Here is a 19,283-nt window from a genome sequence, read left to right as displayed (position 1 = left end):
TTGCCTCCCTATATCCTTAATTTTTATTCATGTAATACACAAGCTACGAAATGCCCTGGTCTCACCTCCTTTAAGGGCGGCTTTCTTTCTGCACAGATATCCATTGCTACTGGACAACGGGTGTGGAAAGGGCAGCCGGTTGGTGGATTCGCAGGACTGGGTACATCTCCTTTTAGTACAATTCGTTCTTTCCTCAACATCGGATTAGGTTCCGGTATTGCTGAAATTAAAGCTTGAGTGTAAGGGTGCAAGGGTTCTTGATATAAATCTTTATTTGCCGCAATCTCTACCAGATTGCCTAAATACATCACACCGATTCGATCGCTCATATGTTTTACTACACTTAAGTCATGGGCGATAAATAAATACGTAAGACCGAATTCTTTCTGCAAACTCTTTAATAGATTGAGAACTTGCGACTGTACAGACACATCCAATGCCGATACGGGCTCATCCGCAACAATCAGTTTCGGATTCAGCGCCAATGTACGCGCTATTCCTATTCGCTGACGTTGTCCGCCAGAAAACTCATGTGCATATTTATAATACGCTTCCTCAGGTAAGCCGACTTTCAGCAGCAATGACTTCACATACGCTTTCAATTCTTTCTTATTGCGTTTTTCATAATTCAAAATAGGTTCAGCAATAATATTTCCTACCATCTGTGTGGGGTTCAATGAAGCGTAAGGATCTTGGAAGACCATCTGGAAATCTCGTCTTGCTTGTTGAAGCTTAGAACCGCTCAATTTTGTAATATCTTGTCCATCAAAAATGATCTGTCCATCTGTCGGCTTCATCAAACGTAAAATGGTTCTGCCGGCAGTTGATTTTCCGCAACCCGACTCACCGACAAGTCCCATTGTTTCTCCTCGCTTGATCGCAAAGGAGATGTCGTCAACAGCTTTGACATTACCGACTACTCGTTTGAAAAAACCACCGTAGATTGGATAATAGGTTTTCAAATTTTTTATTTCTAGCAAATTGTCTTCTGACATGTTGTCTGAAGTGTGTGTTGTTTCATGCATAGTAGTCATTGTGCAACCCTCTTTTCTTCAATGGGCCAGCTCGGGTCATATAATAAACACGCTACTTCATGGTCTTCGTCAACTTCACGAAGAAGGGGAGTAATTTGCATACATTCGGGCATTACTTTTGGACAACGGTTAGAAAATCTACAACCCGTTGCAGGCATATTTTGTATGGAAGGTACGAGTCCCTCGATTGTAGCAAGCTCATCCACGTCTTCGTCCATTTTTGGAACCGCTTTCATTAGTAATTGCGTATAGGGGTGTTTTGGTGCACTAAATAGTTCATTCACTTCAGCACGCTCAGCAGCTTTTCCTGCGTACATGACGATGACTTCATCACAAATCTCTGCGACAACACCGAGATCATGTGTAATCAAGATGATCGACATATCATTCGTTTCTTGAATACTTTTTAATAATTCTAAAATTTGTGCTTGGACCGTTACATCTAATGCGGTAGTTGGTTCATCTGCGATTAGAAGTTTAGGTTGACAAGCAATCGCAATGGCGATCATGACGCGTTGTCTCATGCCACCAGACAATTGGTGTGGATATTCATGAATAACTTTTTCAGGGCGAGAGATGCCAACTTGGTTCAATAACTCTACCGATTTAGCCAGGGCTTCCTTTTTTGTCATCTTTTCGTGATTCAATAAAACTTCTGCAATTTGAGATCCGATAGTAAATACGGGATTTAGTGACGTCATAGGTTCTTGAAAAATCATCGATATGTCTTTACCACGAATAGAATTCATTTCCTTTTCGTTATAATGAGCTAAATTCTGACCTTCAAATAGTACAGAACCTCCGCGGATTTCTCCGATACCGATCGGCAAAAGTTGCATGATCGATAAAGACATTACACTTTTACCGCAACCGGATTCGCCTACGATTCCAATTATTCTTTTTCTCTTCACATCAAAAGACATATTTTCAACTGCGTTATAGTATTCGCCTTCTATTTTAAATCCTGTTTGAAGGTTTTTAATCTCTAATAAAGGTGTATCTTCTTTTGAAGTTGAACTTTTCACTGTATGACACCTCGATATACATTTTTTAATTACGTCTAGTAAGCACAATTCGTTAAAAAAAGTCGTGGAATTATTCGGAATATTTTAAATCCGTTTTTCTAATATACTATATAAAGAGAAAGTTAACAACACGTTTTTGTGAATAATAACCAATTAGAAAAAGTGAGTCTTTAGACTTTATAGATCTTGTAAATTACACTACTTAAAAGATTCTATTTACCTATATATACCAACCCTATTATATCAAAAAAAATAATAATAATATTTGAAACTATATTGGAAATTTAGCGTCTGTACGTCGACTTATGATTACAGAACAGAAAGGAAGGAACATAATGAAAAAGATCTGGATAGCATTTAGTACGGTAGCTCTCGCTCTGAGCTTGCCATTAACAAGTATGGCCACTAGTAACCAGAAGTTCACAGATGTGCCTGAAACAAAGCACTTTGCGGAGGCGGTTAATGAATTGGCAGAACGTCATATTATTACGGGGTATGCGGACGGCCTGTTCAAACCAGGCAATCCCATCACTCGCGGGCAAGCTGCAGCGATCATCGTGAAGCTGCTGAAAGAAAACCCGGATTATTATGTACAGGATCCAGGATTTAAGGATGTTTCGAAAGCGAATGGCTATTACAATTCCATCGCGAAGCTTGCGGAACTTGAAATCATGTCAGGCTATGCGAAAGGCAATTTCGGTCCGAATGATCCTGTCACACGTGGGCAACTGGCTTCTATTCTTGTCAAAGCGTATGACTTGCCACGTTTTGATTTCATCGCTAAGGAAAATCCTTTTCGTGATGTGAAATCGACTAATTCACACGGTGCCAATGTGTTGATTCTGTATAAACTCGGCATCACTTCAGGAGTTACGCCGGAGAGGTTCGGCATCAATGAATTCGTAACAAGAGGGCAAGCTTCTAAAATGATGCTGACAACGGAGCGCGTGTATCCTGATACGTATTCTATAAAAACGCAAGGCGATAAGTCTGGACTGATGATGCGATTTTCGGAAATCATGGCGGATGAGGATACAGATGAATTCATTCCAAACTCTGAAATTTATCATGCAGCGATCATTAAAGGCAGACAAACACCGGATGGCTATACAGGTGACCGCTTACAGTTGACGCCACTTAAAGAGGGCAGAGGAACACTTCAAGTCGGTGGTAATTATGGCATGGAAGCGCAAAACATTAAACGGTATTACAATAAATATTATGTCGATGTGAAAAAGGTAAACGGTCGATTGAAGATCGAGCTTCAACATCCGAGTGAAATCTTAAAGACTCGTGTACGGCTGAAAATGGCAGCGGGTGAAAAAGTCGAAAGTGTTCATTTCGCGCAAACCGATGGAGTGGTAATATCCGACAATATGGCTTTTGAAGGATATACCGATTCACCGGATGTGTTCATTCGCGTCAATAGACATGGCAACTATATCGCGACAGTCCGCTTAACTAACGGAAAAGAAGTGCGTTATAAGGTGGATGTGAAAGCGCCGACTAAGCATAAGCTGTACTATGAAATTGAGACAACAAAAATGAATGCCAGCAAGTAAGTTATGGGTGCCAGATTCCGACACAATTAAAGTTAAGGGTGCCAGGTCCCGACACAATTCAGCATAGTGTTGGGGCTTGGCGCTTCTTTTTATGAGTATAAAAGCTTTAAGTGAAGGACAGTTATGTTTTAGAAAAAATAAAAATTATAAATGTACCAGATCGTGATTCATTTAATATATTTTAAGGGTCAGGTACTTTTGTTTAGGAGATAATCATGATATGGACTTTGTGTGCATTAAAAATAATGAATCTATTTACACTAGTATCTAAATTTTAATATGCTTTATTATCATAAAATGTTTTTTTAATGAGATAATTAACATAAATCTATTAACTAGTACAAAAATCCTGTTATGTTAAATAAATTCATGTAAAATGAAAAAAAAGAGGGTGAGGAAAAGGTAATGAGAAAAACTCTAATTGTAACTGCAAGTCTATCTCATTGTTATTGGGTTGTGGAGAAGCCAAAGAAACAACGTCAACGAATTGAGTAAAAGCTAAGAATCTAGATACCTCAGAAAAAATAAATTTAAATCGGGAGGGAAAAATTTTCTTTGGAGTTTTATAGTCTCTTTGTTAAGGGGAATGAAGGAGAGCAAGAAATGTTTCTTGATGAAAATGTCCATAGTGATGAAAGAGCATACTATGAAGAAATGATTAATTCATTAGAAATGAGTAAATGACAGTCAAAATATAAGAGTGATTGAAAGCTCAGCTATTATTAATGATGATGGAACCAAAGGGAAGGTTGTACTACTTAATGTAGAAAATACAGAAAGGCATCTTCGTAAAGTTATATTGGCTTTTGAAAAGAAGATGAAGTTCTTAAATTGATCTACAGTATTAGTCCTGAGTATGAAGGACTAATACTGAAATCTTCAACAAGCTTAGAGATAACTTCAAAGCACCAATTCCAAAGGAACTAGTTTAAAGAAAAGAAAAAGAAGTTGCGTAGCAAGCTAGTATCGAAGTAGTAGATCAAGTGGTACATTTTTGGAAAGATAGCATAAGTATCATTTTGGCAAACTATAGCGAAGAAATAGAGAATACTGGCGACGCAATTGCAGAATTAGGTTCTGCACAAGTTAACTTTGTTGACGATAGTGGGTCAATAGTGGGCACTTCAGATATGAGCACACCTGTTCCTAATGTACTTTCACCTAGCGAAACAGCATTTCTCGGTGATAGCGCAATGTGGAATGCGGTAGATAATACGAATAAAGAATTGGTAGACGATATTCGGTTGGCTGCCGGTCTTTATGATAGTGAAGGGAAATTAGTAGCTGTCTTAAAAGAGAGCTTACAAGTAAGTCTGAATCCGAACAATACAGCAGATTTTGAGATTTTCTATCCTAACTTCCCTAAGGATATTAAAGGCAAGGTCACTGAAATGTAGGTTAAGTCATATAACTGGCACTGGTGATTTTAAAACGGGATGTGAAAATGAGAAGGGCCTACTTACTCTAGTATTATCTTTGCTGATTTTCATAGCTTGCTGTTTGTAAGATAAAGAGAAGAATGGCAATAAAGAGCAAAGTGAAAAAGTGTATGAAGTAAAAAACTCAGGAGATACGAGTAGAATAGTGGCGGTAGATAAAGGTTTGCTAGAGGTTGAAATAACCGTACCGAAATCTTTCTTCCCATGATGAAGAGCTAAACGAAGTAGCAGTAAACGCAGAAGGAAGTGAAATGAAGAGTGCGACTGTAAATTCAGATGATACGATCACGTATAAAATGTCTAAAGCAAAGAATCAAGAATTAATGACGGAGATGAAAAAAACATCATTGAATATACGGATGATTTAGGCAGCATAAAGAGTTTTCTTCTATCAAAGATATTACCTAAGACAAGAATTTTCAATGGTTGTTGATCAAGAGAACGACTCGAGAGCAGTTTCGACGGATTCGTTATACTAGGTTTAGGTATGACGGGTATGTTTTATCAACTGTTTGATAGAGTAACTTCTGACAAGTTGGACGTGACAATACATTCAGTGAATGCGGCTTCTGGTGAAAGAATTGGTACAGTTAACTACCTGAAGGACATTGAGGATTAGGGTAAGTCTGAGGATGCAGAGTAACAAAATATATAATGAAAAAAGCATGTTTGATATGTTTTGTATAGTGCAAAATGAAAGTACGTAGTTTTGCAAGCCAACTCGGCGTTGCAACTTTACTTGAAGTGGTGTGGATAATAGCTTTCGCAGGCAAATCCAGACCTTAGTATCTCTGGATTTATGGCTTGTTACTCATCCTCGCGGAGGCTCTATGTTTAGTTGGAATATTATATAATTACAATTGCGGGATTTTGCAAATTCTTCTTGTAAAACATAGTTCTTGAGAGAAGAGATGAACGCAAATAGTATTTTTAAGTATGTTTCATCCTTAGAATCCTATTTTTAATTTGTTTATTATATTTAAGTGTATTGGTGAATAATCATAAAAAAATCTTGAATTACTATTTGTAGAAGGAGGGTAGGATATGCCAAATTGCAATAAGTGCAATACTTACAATCTAGTAGGCATAAGAGATTGCAAGAAGTGTAGTGCTGTACTTCCTGTAAATGTAGGTGATAATTGTCCACGATGTCATAAAGAAGCAGGAACATTTGCCAAATCATGTAGGTACTGTGGATATGATTTTTTGAAAGTTAAAGAACCTATGAACAAGAGAAGGTTTAATATTATACTTCTTATTACCGTGCTCTTCATAATACTGACCTATGTATATCTACAATAGAAGGTTAAAAATAACATTAATATATTAATTACATTGAAGAGATCTAATTATACACAAAGAATCATTTTTAGCATTTAAGGTGAGTGCAAATTTCAGGAACAAAGTTCTAATACAAATCAAGGTTTAATGTGCCAGTGTTTTTCATATGAGTTTAATAATTAAACAAAATTTTACAAGGAGTGAGGTCTTGAAAAAACTACTGCAAACTATTCTTTGTACTACAATGCTATTCATCTTATCCATTACTTTCATAAACATAGGACAGGCATCCGCAAAAGAGTTCAAAGATGTACCGAAGAAGCATCCCAACTATGCAGCGATTCAAGAAATGGAGAAGAAAGGATTTATCAGCGGCTATCCCGACGGCAAATTCCGACCGAATGAGCCGATCAGCCGTAAACATGTCGCGTCACTGCTCGACAAGGCACTGAAACTGCCAAAAGCAAGTAAGAAGCTGATCTATAAAGATGTACCACTGAACCTCCCATACTATCAGCCAATCATGAATCTAACACAAGCTGGAATCGTGAGCGGCGGATTGAATCAGAAATTCAATCCGAATGCACCAATAACTCGGATTCAAATGGCAAAAATTCTAGATTTAGCGTTCCGTTTTCGTTTGGATGAATGGACAGGTGGTTTCCATGATATGTATATGGATCATTGGGGCTTTGTCCACGCAAATGCTTTACTGGCAAATGGCGTAGCATATGGCAATAACGGTAAGTTTCATCCAAACCGTCCTGTTACGCGTGCGCATTATGCGGAATTTTTAAGCCGTGCGCTGGAAGTTGGTGTCACACCTGTCGAATCTGGAACGGTTAGCAGAGAGCAAGTGCTAGATCTTTTGAATCGCATGCCAGCTGAAGTAGAAGGCGTAATGATTAGGGGATTTTTGGCAGATAAAAAGTTCAGTGAAATACGTTCACAATTACTACCTTATGCCACTGCGAGATTCACAGACATACAAATGAAACCGGACTATAAGTATGTGTGCTTTGAATGTGATACGTCATTCTTTCCTTATTATATATCGGAGTTGTCTGTTCGTCTTAATTATTCGCAATCAAGCAAAGACACGTTGATAGTCAACACGATTTTGCTTGATTCAGATGGACCAGTATCAGGTGGAGTCTTCGTTGATTATATATTTAAAAAGGAAACAGAAAAATGGAAGATTCACGATATGACGTACACACGAATCGGCAAACGAAATTTTGAGTTAACACAAGACGAAGTGAAGCAGATCTTGATTCGTAATTATTCATATTATAAGCCAGTTTACATACAGTTCATCTCCCAGTCAGAAGCAAGAAGTCGAGATGAGAAGAGCGGAGAAATGTATACGTACAATAAATATAGGTTTGACGTTCAGTCAAGTTATGGACGCAGTACTGTGGAGGTGCGGTCAGATAACGGCTATTATGAGAGATATTAAGAAACAATATTTCATGATTTGAAGCATCAAGTCACAACATTATTCAGAATGCTATCACGACCTGGTATTCTTTTAAAGAAGACAAGTGATTCCTGTCAAATTCCCAAGTGGTAAGAGATTTCATTTATAGCACAAGCATTTATTACTGCGGTGATTGTCTTTCTGAAACGCTGCTGATCAAACCAAGACAACAAGTGAATCAAATATGTACAAGCTAAGAAATGAAGGATCTATTAAGAAGAAAGTGAGCTCCTGCGGTCGCAATGCGAACGAAAAGCTAATTAATTATAAATAAAGAATACTTGTAATGGAAAATGGTAATTATTCAAATGAAAAAGTATGAATATGTTGAAGAAGTTACCTTTAAGAAAGAAGGAAAGAAGGAACGAACCAACCAAATGACACCAACTAATTTCTTGGAAAACGACTTCTCCAACCTAAAAATTTGGATCTCACTCTTTTACTCATGAAAAACAACTATCTAAATTAAAATTCGGCGTGACCGAAAGTTCTCTCAGAATTCACGATAAACCTTTATAACTAACAGAGAACTAGCGACGGGCTATGGATTTATTCGAAGCGCTCCAAGCATCTGGAGATAAGCTGTATCCTGTAGAAGACGTTTACGATCTTGGAGAAGGATCTACCCTGCAGCGGAAGTTGAATATCTTTGCGAGATATGTGAAAGAGAAATCAGTATTGTACCGATTACAATATGAGAACTTTCTAGAAGAGAATGAAAACGAGAGCTATCGCATACATCGCTTTAGGCTGAGATGCCTTCGTTCTGATTTCCAATATGCGTCACTTCTGAAGGCGATTTGCAAACAAAACATGTCCTTAAATTTAAATTATTCGTGGTGGAATCCAAACGACCTGTTTGGATTGCATTTTACCTTAGTAAATCACTAGCAGACGCGTACTACTTACTTAGCCAAAAAATTCCGTGAGACGGGTCGTAGCGGATTGGTTAATGCCGAAAGTCCTCGCGTTTTCGGAGTATGTAGAGCATGCGGAAGCAGAGAAGCGTTTAATTTATCGTGCTCGATAATAGACAAGAGATGGGTGTGGAGATTACGGATATGATGCTGATCTGGATAATTATCGTAAAGGTGGATGTGTTGTAGGGAATATGGACTGATGAAAAAGTGGTAGCCGATTGTGGTCAGTGCTGATTAGTGTGTGTGGCAGGGTAGTGTATTTTATCCAGTAGAAAGATTAGTTGCTAAGAATAATGTTAGAAACTACCATACAATATTTAAAATTAAAGTAAAATATATAGCAAATCTGAAGATATGATTTAAGAGTATTTTTATTGAAATTTAGCATAATATATGTATTAATAATCACTTAACTAAATAGATCTTAAGTAGAAAAATACATAAATTTTGTTTTTTTAAATTTCATTTTTCTATAATAACATATTTATACAGGCACATATAACCATGAATTGTGAGAGGTGATTTTATTGGATTTTGCTTATACATTAGAAAAGCAATTAATTCAAGCGAAAAACGCTGTATCTGGACTGAAGTATTACTGTCCATATTGTAGATGTCAAGTGATTTTTTATCCAGGAAAAGTAATGGTATCACATTTTCGTCATATGAAAGGTGAAAAGAACTATTCAAAAGAATTGTGCGAACTATATTCTAATAGTTTAAGTATAGATAATGTATATAACTTGGAAACAGTTGCAAACCAAGGTGTTAGATTAATCATAGAAAGAAATTCAAAAGACTATAAATTCTTTTTGAAGTTTCCTTTGATTAATAAAGAGATAACTTTAAATCAGATCCAGAAAAGTTACTATTCGTATAGTTGTAGAGAAATAGTAGACTTTGAATTCAATATAGTGAATTTATTACCAAGTAGAAATAATAATGTAATAGAAGTTCCTTTACTTAACAAATACACATTAACTAGTTCAAACTTAGAAAAGGAAAATAATCTAGATTTAAAAATTAGTGGAGGATTCCTGCCATTTGAAAACCGATCTCTAATTTTTAAGGAAATTCAAGGAAGATTTACTAGTATTCCATATCAAAAAATTACTTTGTCAGATAGATTTTTTGTAGTAACTAAATATAATTTGAGCATCCATGAATCTTTAGATGTTATAAGCTATCTTAAATATTCCGTTTACCATATTTACGATTTAATAATGCCTACAGAATTTTCGGAGGATTTAATAGAATGGTTTGGTAGAACTTTGGATTATGAATTAACACAAGTTAGATGTCATATCGACTTGATAAAACCTTCGAATTTCAAGAAAATTGGAACAACTTATGAAGTATCTGAACCATTCGTCGAATTACAAATATCAAATATTAAAGTATCTACCTTTAATCAGAAAATTATTGTAATTTCACCAGATTCAAGTATTTCTGAATTATTCGGAAATAAAAATAATGTTGTTGAAATTAATTTTTCTAGACAAGGAGATTATATAATTTATATGGATCAAGTAGTAACAGAGTTCATAACTCTCCGATATCTTCCTGAAGTGGTGCATTCCAATAAATCTTTATTTTCTATTAAAATAAATGATAATGAAGTTATTTATAAAAAAAGAGAAATAGTTTGTAAAGATGTATGTTCAGTTAGCAGTACCCATTCATTTTGCGTTAGCTCTAAAGATGAAATTGATTATAAAGTTAACACTAATGATTTAAGTGGTTTAAAAGCACCTTTCAGAATAGATATACCAACAATTTGGAGTTTGAAAATTACAAAACAAAATATTAAAAAAAACATATGGGATTATGAAAAATTACTGTCTTACTATGAAAGAGTAAATATGTTTCCTAAAGGCATTTATTCAATACAGGAGTTAATTTCATTAAAACAAATGGTGATTGATAGTAATTATAAAAATAAAAGAAAATTGTTATATCTAATTAATTATAATGGCTTCCAAATACCAAAACCAGTAATTGATTATATCAGGGAGTTGAAGGAAGATAAATGATAGCATTATTAAAAGTATTTAGAGTAAGTGTTAATAAAGAAGCTGGAATTATATATGCTGCTGGAGCATATCCCTACGGAATATATATAAACGGCGAATTAGAACCTATAGATGAAAGTTCGCTTTTATCAGTATTTCCAAACTCAGGAAAAGTCTTTGTTCCAAATTCATATACAGCTCCACAATCTGAAGTTTTTAAACTATGTGAATTGATTGAGGCTACTTATTTCGAAGAAGGAAACCCTAAATTTTCGAAGTATTCTCTTGAGAAAGATGTTATGAATTTAGATTTATATGAAGTGATAGATTTAGATGAAACAATTGAGAAAAGCAAACATTTAATAACGGAAAATCTATTAAAAGGTATATCACTCTCTTTTATACCATCTGATTTCATTTATTTCAGAACAGCAGATGATTATATTATTGGCCCGGTCAAACTTGAATTGCAAAAAGAGAAATATATAGTTAAAGATTATGAGTTTGTAGGTTATTACAAACAAGATTTAAATATAACAAGAGTATTTGATCATTTTAAAAATCAGGAGCGACTTTTCTGTATAGAAAAAATAGAGGACAATAATATTAAAGGATGGATTGACTTAGCAACTGACCAAAGAGTTATAAGTGATGTATTAAAGCAATTAAAAGAATATGAGGAATTTGGTGAAATTACAAGAAAAGTGACGAGCAGATTAAAAGAATGGTATAGCGAAGTTAATGAATATGAACCTCATATAAAAGAGAGAATTAACAGAACTATAAATTTGATATCTAATAAGTCATTAGATAAAGAGACTCAAGATACTTTCACCGAAAGATTATTGAACTTAGAGGCAAGTGGGAATGTCATAGATACAAAAGTTCGAGAGAGATTTGATGAACAGTATGAAAATTTTATATTGCAAAACAATAGTCTTTTGCAAAATATTACTAAACTAGAACAATATATAAATGATCTTACAATACAAGCTGAAATAAAAGAGGAAAGACTAAGAACTGTTGATCTTCAGCTTAATACTGTACAAGAGACGATGAATAAGAAAATATATGATATGCAATTTGAGTTTGCAGAAGTTTATGCTGAACAATTGGCAACATCTTCTCTCCCGCAATCTCAAACAATCAAACCTTCAATTAAAGAACAAACTTTAAGTAACTCCTTGTTTTCAAACAGTGATTCATATGAAAGTGAATACATATACAATATTATAGGTTTTGAAAGATTATTACAGGAAAATTTGAAGATCTTTGGTGGTAAAGACAATGAATTAAAACTATCTTCCACGATTTTAACGTCACTAAAATTACAAGAGCCCATTTTAATTTATGGAGAAAATAGTTTAATATTAGCTAAATGTATTACAAAGAGTATCGCTTCATCACAAAGCATAACAATTATACCAGAGATAGAAACATTTAACTTAAACAATTTAAATATTCAGAATGAAAAATTCAATTCGTTAGAGCTAGTAAAAGCAATGATTATTAGTAACCCTCATGTAACTTCTGCATTTTATTCATTGCCACTCTATATCAAAGAACAAAAATGGCGCGATGAGAAACTTAATTCAAATATCATTATTATAACATTGGATTCTTTGAAAGATGCAGATGACTTTATAGATAGAATGCCTAATAGTCCTTTAATTAAATCTGCTGATTATATTAGAAAACCAGTTGTTGTAAAGTACTTAAGTAAAATTGTAACTGGTCAATTGTATTTAACGTCGATTGATGATCTTGAATTCTCTGAATTCAGCAACGGAATATACAAACGTTTTAATCATTGGATTGAAGATGTTAAGGATGAAGATCTCAAGTCACCAAAAAATTTGATTGTTTGGCTTAATCAGTTGGTAACCTTTATTCCAAATGAAGAAGAGTTATTTGAATGGTGTTACAAATTATTTAAACAATCATTTTATATGTCAAAAGGTAATGGAAAAGATATATGATTGACCATTATTTACTTGTGCAAAGAAAACTTAATCATTACAGTAACTATACAAAAAATTTATTAGCTAGTTTTTGTGAAGAATTTCAAACGGAATCAATAAATATAAAAAGAATAACTACGATATTGATTAGATTATTTAATAATGAAGATATCATTTTTAAATCATTTTTTAATAAAGAAAAGCCAAGCTTAGAAATGCAGTTTATTAACTATCTTGTTGATGTAGGCGAAATTCTAAATATAGGTAACGGTTTTTATTCATTACCACCAGAAAGATGTGTGTTAATGCCAGATGGAAATTATTTTAAAATTAGTTCATTAAAACAAAATTCAAATGATAAGACTCTTGGGATGGGAATTAGTATTGAGAATCCTATGAGTATTGCGTTGTCATATAAAGAATACTTGCATAGACCTACTTTTAGTCAAATTTTAAAAGTATATGAGAATAAACTTGGAGCTCTAGAAGATGAAGAACCATCAGAAATAATATATTTTACTAAATCAAGAGCGTTAAAAGTAAAAAAAAATAATCACTTAATTAAAAATGAATTTTATATTTTATTTTTTAATAGAAAATTTAGAAACTCTGAAAAAATTGATAAATTCTTCGCATCTTGGGACGGTTTTCAATGGAAAGCATCTGAAATAGAGAGTCATTCACATTATATTCGCCTATATTTAGCGTTGAATTATCAGAAAAGCAAAGTATTTACTTTTAATATATTTCCTATTGAAGGGAACTATATGAAATTAAATATTAATTGTTCACTTCCTAAAGAAGAACATCTACTTTTAAGAATATTTGCAACACCTGAATTTGCAAAATGGCCAAAACAATATATATTTGAATCACACAATTTATTTAATGTTGAGCATATTTTATCTCGTTGTGAATTAAGAAGGGAGAGATGAAAGTTGGACTACACAATTACTTTTATTGCTAATCGTCTACATCATAAATTAGCTGAATATATTGAAACACAATATCCAATCAGTGAAAGTAGTATTCAAAAAAAACGTACAATACTATTAAATAAAAAAGGTACACTATCTACAGAGCCCTACATTGAGTCTACGCCTGTATACGAGTCTGGCAATATATATGAAAGTATGAACATTCCAGAAATATCGAAAGAATTAATGATGAAATTGTCTCGTTTTGAAAAATCAGTAGGTGTATATCCAAAGCCGTATTTACATCAGGAAATTGCGATGCAAGCTTTTTTACAAGAAGACAATGATATTATTGTTTCTACTGGAACTGGTTCTGGTAAAACAGAGTCTTTCTTACATCCAATATTGAATACATTGTATATAGAAGCTGTTGAACGACCAATTCAATTTGAAAAAAGATCTGTTAGGGCTTTAATCCTCTATCCTATGAATGCATTAGTTAGTGACCAAATGACAAGGTTAAGAAAATTATTTGGAGATGATAGGGTTAAAAAACTATTTTCTCAAGCTGCTGATAGAAATCCTCAATTCGGTATGTATACTTCGCGGACACCTTATGCAGGATCACATTCTCCAAATAAAGATAAATATCAACTTAATGATATATTAAATTATTATTCCGAATTGGAAAATAATAAACCTGAAGAAGTAAAACAAATGAAAGATAGAGGCAAGTGGCCGGCAAAAGATTTAAATGCGTTTAAGAATTCAAAGAAAAATAGTAAAGGTAGATATAAGGGGTTATCAACAGATTCGGAACTATTTACTAGACATGAAATGCAAGACTGCCCGCCTGATATCTTAGTTACTAACTATTCTATGCTTGAATATATGTTAATGCGACCAATAGAACGTTCGATATGGAAACAAACAAAAGATTGGTTAGCTGCAAGTGACGAAAATCAATTTATTTTAATTTTGGATGAAGCACATATGTATAGAGGTACTGGTGGTGCAGAAGTTGCGTTACTAATAAGGCGCTTACAATCACGATTAGGTATTGATCGTAATCGAATGAAATGTATTTTAACTTCCGCGAGCTTAGGAAATGAAGATGATGAAAAAGGAGCAATTCAATTTGCGGAGCAATTAACAGGGAAGCCTGATAAACGTGAATACAAATTAATAAAGGGTGTAAAAGAAAATAGAAAAACGACTTATACAACAGAAAACAATCTAAATATTTTATTGAATATGAATACAGAAGCCCTGATTAATATTAAAAGCGATTATAGTGATAACATTGAAAAACTAGCCGTTTTTTTTGAAAGTCTCAATTGGACTTCTCCGCCTTCTAACGCTACAGAATTTCCACAATATTTATATGATAATTTAGATGGATGGGAACCTTTAGAAAAAGTCATTAAAAAAATAAGCGGAAATGCTACTTCATTCAATGAAATCATTTCATTACTATATCCTCTAGAACTTAAAGAGAGTGCAGAGAAAGCTGTAAGTAATCTCCTACTTCTAGCAAATACAGCAAATAAAAATGGACGAGTATTATTACCAGCAAGAGTTCATATGTTTTTTAGGGGTGTCACTGGAATTTATACCTGTATAAATCACGAATGTTCAAGTTGTAATGAAGTAGGAACACTGGGAAAACTATATGAAGATAATCGATTGACGTGTGATTGTAACGGTAGAGTATATGAAGTATTAACACATAGATATTGTGGATCTGCATTTATTAGAGGTTATGTAAATGAAATGGGAGAATTTCCAAAATATTTATGGAATGAGAGTGGTCACGGTGTTATAAGTGAGAAATTAAGAGAAATACATTTATTAATTGAGAAACCTCATGATAATGTTAAGAGTGAAACTATAACACCACTATGGCTTCATATTGAAACAGGCTATTTACAGAATATACCGCCCGATAACGAAAAGAATAAAGAATTTATACAAGTTTATAAATCAGTAGAGAAAGTATCAAGTCGTAAACACAACAAATTTTATTCTGATGCTATTTCATTTGAAAAATGTCCTTGTTGTTTAAAGAATGCGAAATTTAATATTCGTGATCTTCGGGTAAAGGGTGAGCAACCTTTTGCGAACTTAATTCGTGAACAGTTTATAACACAACCTCCAGTCGAAGGGAAAAGAGAAAACATTAATGAAGGACGTAAAGTATTAATATTTTCAGATGGTCGCCAAAAGGCTGCACGCTTGGCACGAGATATACCTGAAGAAGTAGAGAAAGATTCTGTTCGTCAATTGGTATTAAAAGCGTCATATGAATTTGAGAAAGGCGATATTCGAGCTAAGTTAGGTAAGCATATATATCCCGCGATTTTACACTATTTGCATACCAATAAATTGTATTTATTTTCACAGGAAGAGAGAAAAGACTTGGTTAGGGACAAAGATAGTTATGTCAAAGAATTTTTTAATGAACATGGGCCAGATTTGATACAAGTATTTGAAGAAGCTGATGATGATATAGATATATCTATTCGTAAAGAGTTTAAACTACGTATGCTGGAGGTTATTGGAAAGCCGGGGTATTCAATATATGATACAACAACTGGTATTGTCGTACCGGCAAATTTAAAACGTGTTTATAGTAGAGATATTCATGATTTAATAAGTAAAGAAAATCTTGAAAATATAACGATTTTATTTATTAAAGAAATGTTAGATAATATAGCTGTAGATATAGATTTAGAAACATATGAAAGAAGAGAACTTCTTGGGTTTTATCGTGATTCTTCCGAGTGGGGAAGAAATATAAATAGTGTGTCAGATCAACTATTTTCAATTATCAGGAATTATGTAGGAGAAGAAAATTCGCGGTTAGTGATTAAATTACTCTTTGAAAAATTATGTCGATCTAGATCTGACAAGTATTTTTTAGATCTTAATAAATTAAAGATTAAAGATGGTATAAACCATATTTGGTATAAATGTGGGGCGTGTAAACAAATTAACGCTGTAATTGTAAATGAAAGCTGTCCTAATTGTAACTCTTTATCAATTATAAAATTATTACCTGAAAGCGATATACTTCGCGCTGAAAAGGGCTATTGGCGAACGCCGATAGCTCAAGTTTTAAAAGGAGAAAACATAACAAACATATCAGTTGAAGAGCATACAGCCCAATTATCACAAAAAGATACTAGTATAGCTTTTGCAACTACTGAACAATATGAAATGGCATTCCAAGATATTGTATTAGATGAGGATTTAGGTATTGTTGATATATTAAGTTGTACAACTACCATGGAGGTTGGTATTGATATAGGCTCGCTAACTGCAGTTGGAATGAGAAATATTCCCCCACAACGTGAAAATTATCAACAACGTGCAGGTCGTGCGGGTCGACGTGGATCATCAATTTCTACTGTAGTTACCTATGCCCAAGACGGTCCGCATGACAATTATTATTTTAATCATCCAGAGCAAATTATTAGTGGCGATGCGAGAGAGGCACTTATTTATATAAAAAACAAAAAAATAATTAAAAGACATATTCATGCACTTTTAATCCAAACATATTTCCATGAATGTGCTGATAACGATGGAGAAAGTTCTAGTGATATATCTGAGGCTTTAGGTACAACTATTGACTTTTTTAAAGGTTATTCAGTATTCTCGCTAAATGATTTTAATGAGTGGGTTCAAAAGCAGATAAAAATTAAGTTTAAAAATAATCCTGAATTTTTTGCCATTATACCAGAACAATCCATTGAAAATGATGATGATAAATGGAAGCTTGTAAAAGAAGCTGCGGAAAATCTTGAACAAGACTTAATAGATAAATTTGAATTCGAAGTAGAAGAAAACTTAAAAAAGTATTATGAACTAGAAAATGAAAAACAAACAGAAAAACATCCTGATGAATTATTGCTTAATTTTTTGTTTAACTATGGTTTTTTACCTACGTATGCATTTCCACAAAATCTATCGAGTTTGTATATTCAAGGGCGTAATAAAGACAATAAAGTTATTCTAGTACAACGTCCCCAACTGGAGCTAAATCGTGCTTTAAGTGAGTATGCACCAGGTAGACAGATTGTTGTAAATAAAAAAACATATCGTATTGGCGGAATATATAATCCATTCTCGAAAAATCTAGAAGCACCAGCCCAAGATATTAATATTTACGATAAAAAAGTAGCAATCTGTAATGAATGTAATTTTACTGAAAAACTAGAAAAAGAAGAAGCGATTGACAAATGTCCAAATTGTAAAAAGGAGCTAGTAATTAAACCATATATAATACCTAAGGGTTTTTCACCTCAGAAAGGCAGAGAAGTAAGAAAAGGAGATTCATCACAAGAGTATAGTTATACTAGTTCACCTCAGCTTATATTGAAAGATGATCATATTGATTCAAAAATTTATAATCAACTAGAATTAATTGAATATGTACACAGAGAAAATGAAGAATTACTTATAGTTAATCGTGGTACAGATAATGAAAGTGGTTTTAACATGTGTGAAGATTGCGGTTTTATTGAACCTATATTAAAGAATAACTATGTTGGCAACTTAAATAAACATGACAAACCATTTCAACGATCTGGATCTAATAATAAAAGTTGCTATGGAATAATACATGAAGTTTATTTAGGGAATTCTTTTAAAACAGATCTATTATTAATTCGATTATCTATGAAGTCTACTTTGGATTTTCATGCTAATAAGCTTTGGCTGCGTGATGCGCTTTGTACATTAGGGGAAGGATTAATACTTGCTTCCAGCCGAGTCTTAGATATTGACGCGCAAGAATTAACTGTAGGCTACCGTGTTAATCAGCGTGATGGAGAAGGAGGATTTGTTGATTTATATTTATTTGATACACTTTCTGGTGGGGCGGGTTATTCATATGAAGCTGGAGAAAGAATATCTGAAATTATTGAAGAAACATTTGAGGTATTAGAAGCATGTAGTAACGAATGTGATTCATCATGTTATAAGTGCTTACGTAATTATCAAAATCAAACTAAGCATGAACAGTTAAATCGATCACTTGGATTAGAATTATTAACTTATCTAGTACATGGGAAGTTGAAAACGTTTCCTGTCGAGGAAGAACAGCAATATTTAAGAAAAGTAAAAGAAACTTTTAATTTGCATCATGGTAAGGATTATGCTGAATTTAAAATTCATAACAAACATCTTTTTGTTAAGATAAAGAATGGAAAATTAATTGGTTTGAAAAATAATATTGAAAAGAAAAATTCTACATCTAATATTTATTTTTTTTCACCATATGAAATTAAATTTGATTTACCTAATTTATATGAAAGTGTAAATAACCTAACAAACTGAATTTTATTTTATTTCAGGTATCCGGTCGAGCGACCGAGCCTAGATTGCATCATATAGCGGGTAGGATTTTCACCAGTTAAAAACTGGCCATTTACCTCGTAGCGCGTCTTGAAGGATATAGCAAAGGGTACCTGTGAACGGAACTTTCGTGAATGTTTATTCATTCACGTTAATTTCTCCCACAGGTACCTTTTAAAATACTTACATTTGTCTAAAGCACAGCTAATATTTATCTATGAAAATTCCTCCAGAAGGTGAGAAAGCAGATGATTTGTCAGAACCCATTCATGTATACTGACAGTAAGGATC

Annotated in this window: 10 protein-coding genes; 8 read left to right on the top strand and 2 right to left on the bottom strand. The window is 33.5% G+C overall.

All coding sequences use genetic code 11. The features are described 5' to 3' along the window. Positions 1–23 precede the first annotated feature (23 nt). The gene (locus tag Q7P97_RS12925; protein WP_303969633.1) at positions 24–1,034 is read right to left on the bottom strand and encodes an ABC transporter ATP-binding protein; all 1,011 of its coding nucleotides are present in this window, start codon (positions 1,032–1,034) and stop codon (positions 24–26) included. Further along, positions 1,031–2,059: an ABC transporter ATP-binding protein gene (locus Q7P97_RS12920; protein ID WP_303969631.1), complete on the bottom strand. Its 1,029-nt coding sequence runs from the start codon at positions 2,057–2,059 to the stop codon at positions 1,031–1,033. Before Q7P97_RS12920 ends, Q7P97_RS12925 begins: the two co-directional genes overlap by 4 nt. A 335-nt stretch (positions 2,060–2,394) precedes the next feature. On the opposite strand from Q7P97_RS12920, the gene Q7P97_RS12915 reads away from it, so the two are divergent. From Q7P97_RS12915 to Q7P97_RS12885, 8 genes are all read left to right on the top strand, one after another. After that, complete coding sequence (locus Q7P97_RS12915; RefSeq protein ID WP_303969629.1) at positions 2,395–3,621, top strand: S-layer homology domain-containing protein; 1,227 nt, start codon at positions 2,395–2,397, stop codon at positions 3,619–3,621. Between the two features lie 983 nt (positions 3,622–4,604). After that, positions 4,605–5,018: a hypothetical protein gene (locus tag Q7P97_RS12910; RefSeq protein ID WP_303969627.1), complete on the top strand. Its 414-nt coding sequence runs from the start codon at positions 4,605–4,607 to the stop codon at positions 5,016–5,018. Between the two features lie 1,531 nt (positions 5,019–6,549). After that, on the top strand, positions 6,550–7,800 hold the full coding sequence (locus Q7P97_RS12905; RefSeq protein WP_303969625.1) for an S-layer homology domain-containing protein: 1,251 nt from the start codon (positions 6,550–6,552) through the stop codon (positions 7,798–7,800). A gap of 564 nt (positions 7,801–8,364) precedes the next feature. Beyond that, positions 8,365–8,712 (top strand): DUF3885 domain-containing protein, encoded by a 348-nt coding sequence (locus tag Q7P97_RS15600; protein ID WP_483315734.1) that lies wholly within the window; start codon positions 8,365–8,367, stop codon positions 8,710–8,712. Positions 8,713–9,268: 556 nt separating this feature from the next. Next, complete coding sequence (locus tag Q7P97_RS12900) at positions 9,269–10,774, top strand: competence protein CoiA family protein (RefSeq protein ID WP_303969623.1); 1,506 nt, start codon at positions 9,269–9,271, stop codon at positions 10,772–10,774. Beyond that, entirely contained in the window at positions 10,771–12,732 is a 1,962-nt protein-coding gene (locus Q7P97_RS12895) for a hypothetical protein (RefSeq protein ID WP_303969621.1), read from the top strand. The genes Q7P97_RS12900 and Q7P97_RS12895 overlap by 4 nt, the downstream gene beginning before the upstream one ends. Beyond that, positions 12,729–13,649, top strand: a complete 921-nt coding sequence (locus Q7P97_RS12890) for a hypothetical protein (RefSeq protein WP_303969619.1) — start codon at positions 12,729–12,731, stop codon at positions 13,647–13,649. Before Q7P97_RS12895 ends, Q7P97_RS12890 begins: the two co-directional genes overlap by 4 nt. Before the next feature lie 3 nt (positions 13,650–13,652). Then, positions 13,653–18,974, top strand: coding sequence for a DEAD/DEAH box helicase (locus tag Q7P97_RS12885; RefSeq protein ID WP_303969617.1), 5,322 nt, complete (start codon positions 13,653–13,655; stop codon positions 18,972–18,974). The last annotated feature ends 309 nt before the right edge of the window (positions 18,975–19,283 follow it).

Origin of the sequence: Sporosarcina ureae, from assembly GCF_029267015.1 — a bacterium.
Classification (GTDB): Bacteria; Bacillota; Bacilli; order Bacillales_A; family Planococcaceae; genus Sporosarcina; species Sporosarcina ureae_D.
The sequence above is the reverse complement of the archived record's forward strand: the minus strand, read 5'-3'. Positions and strand labels throughout refer to the sequence as shown.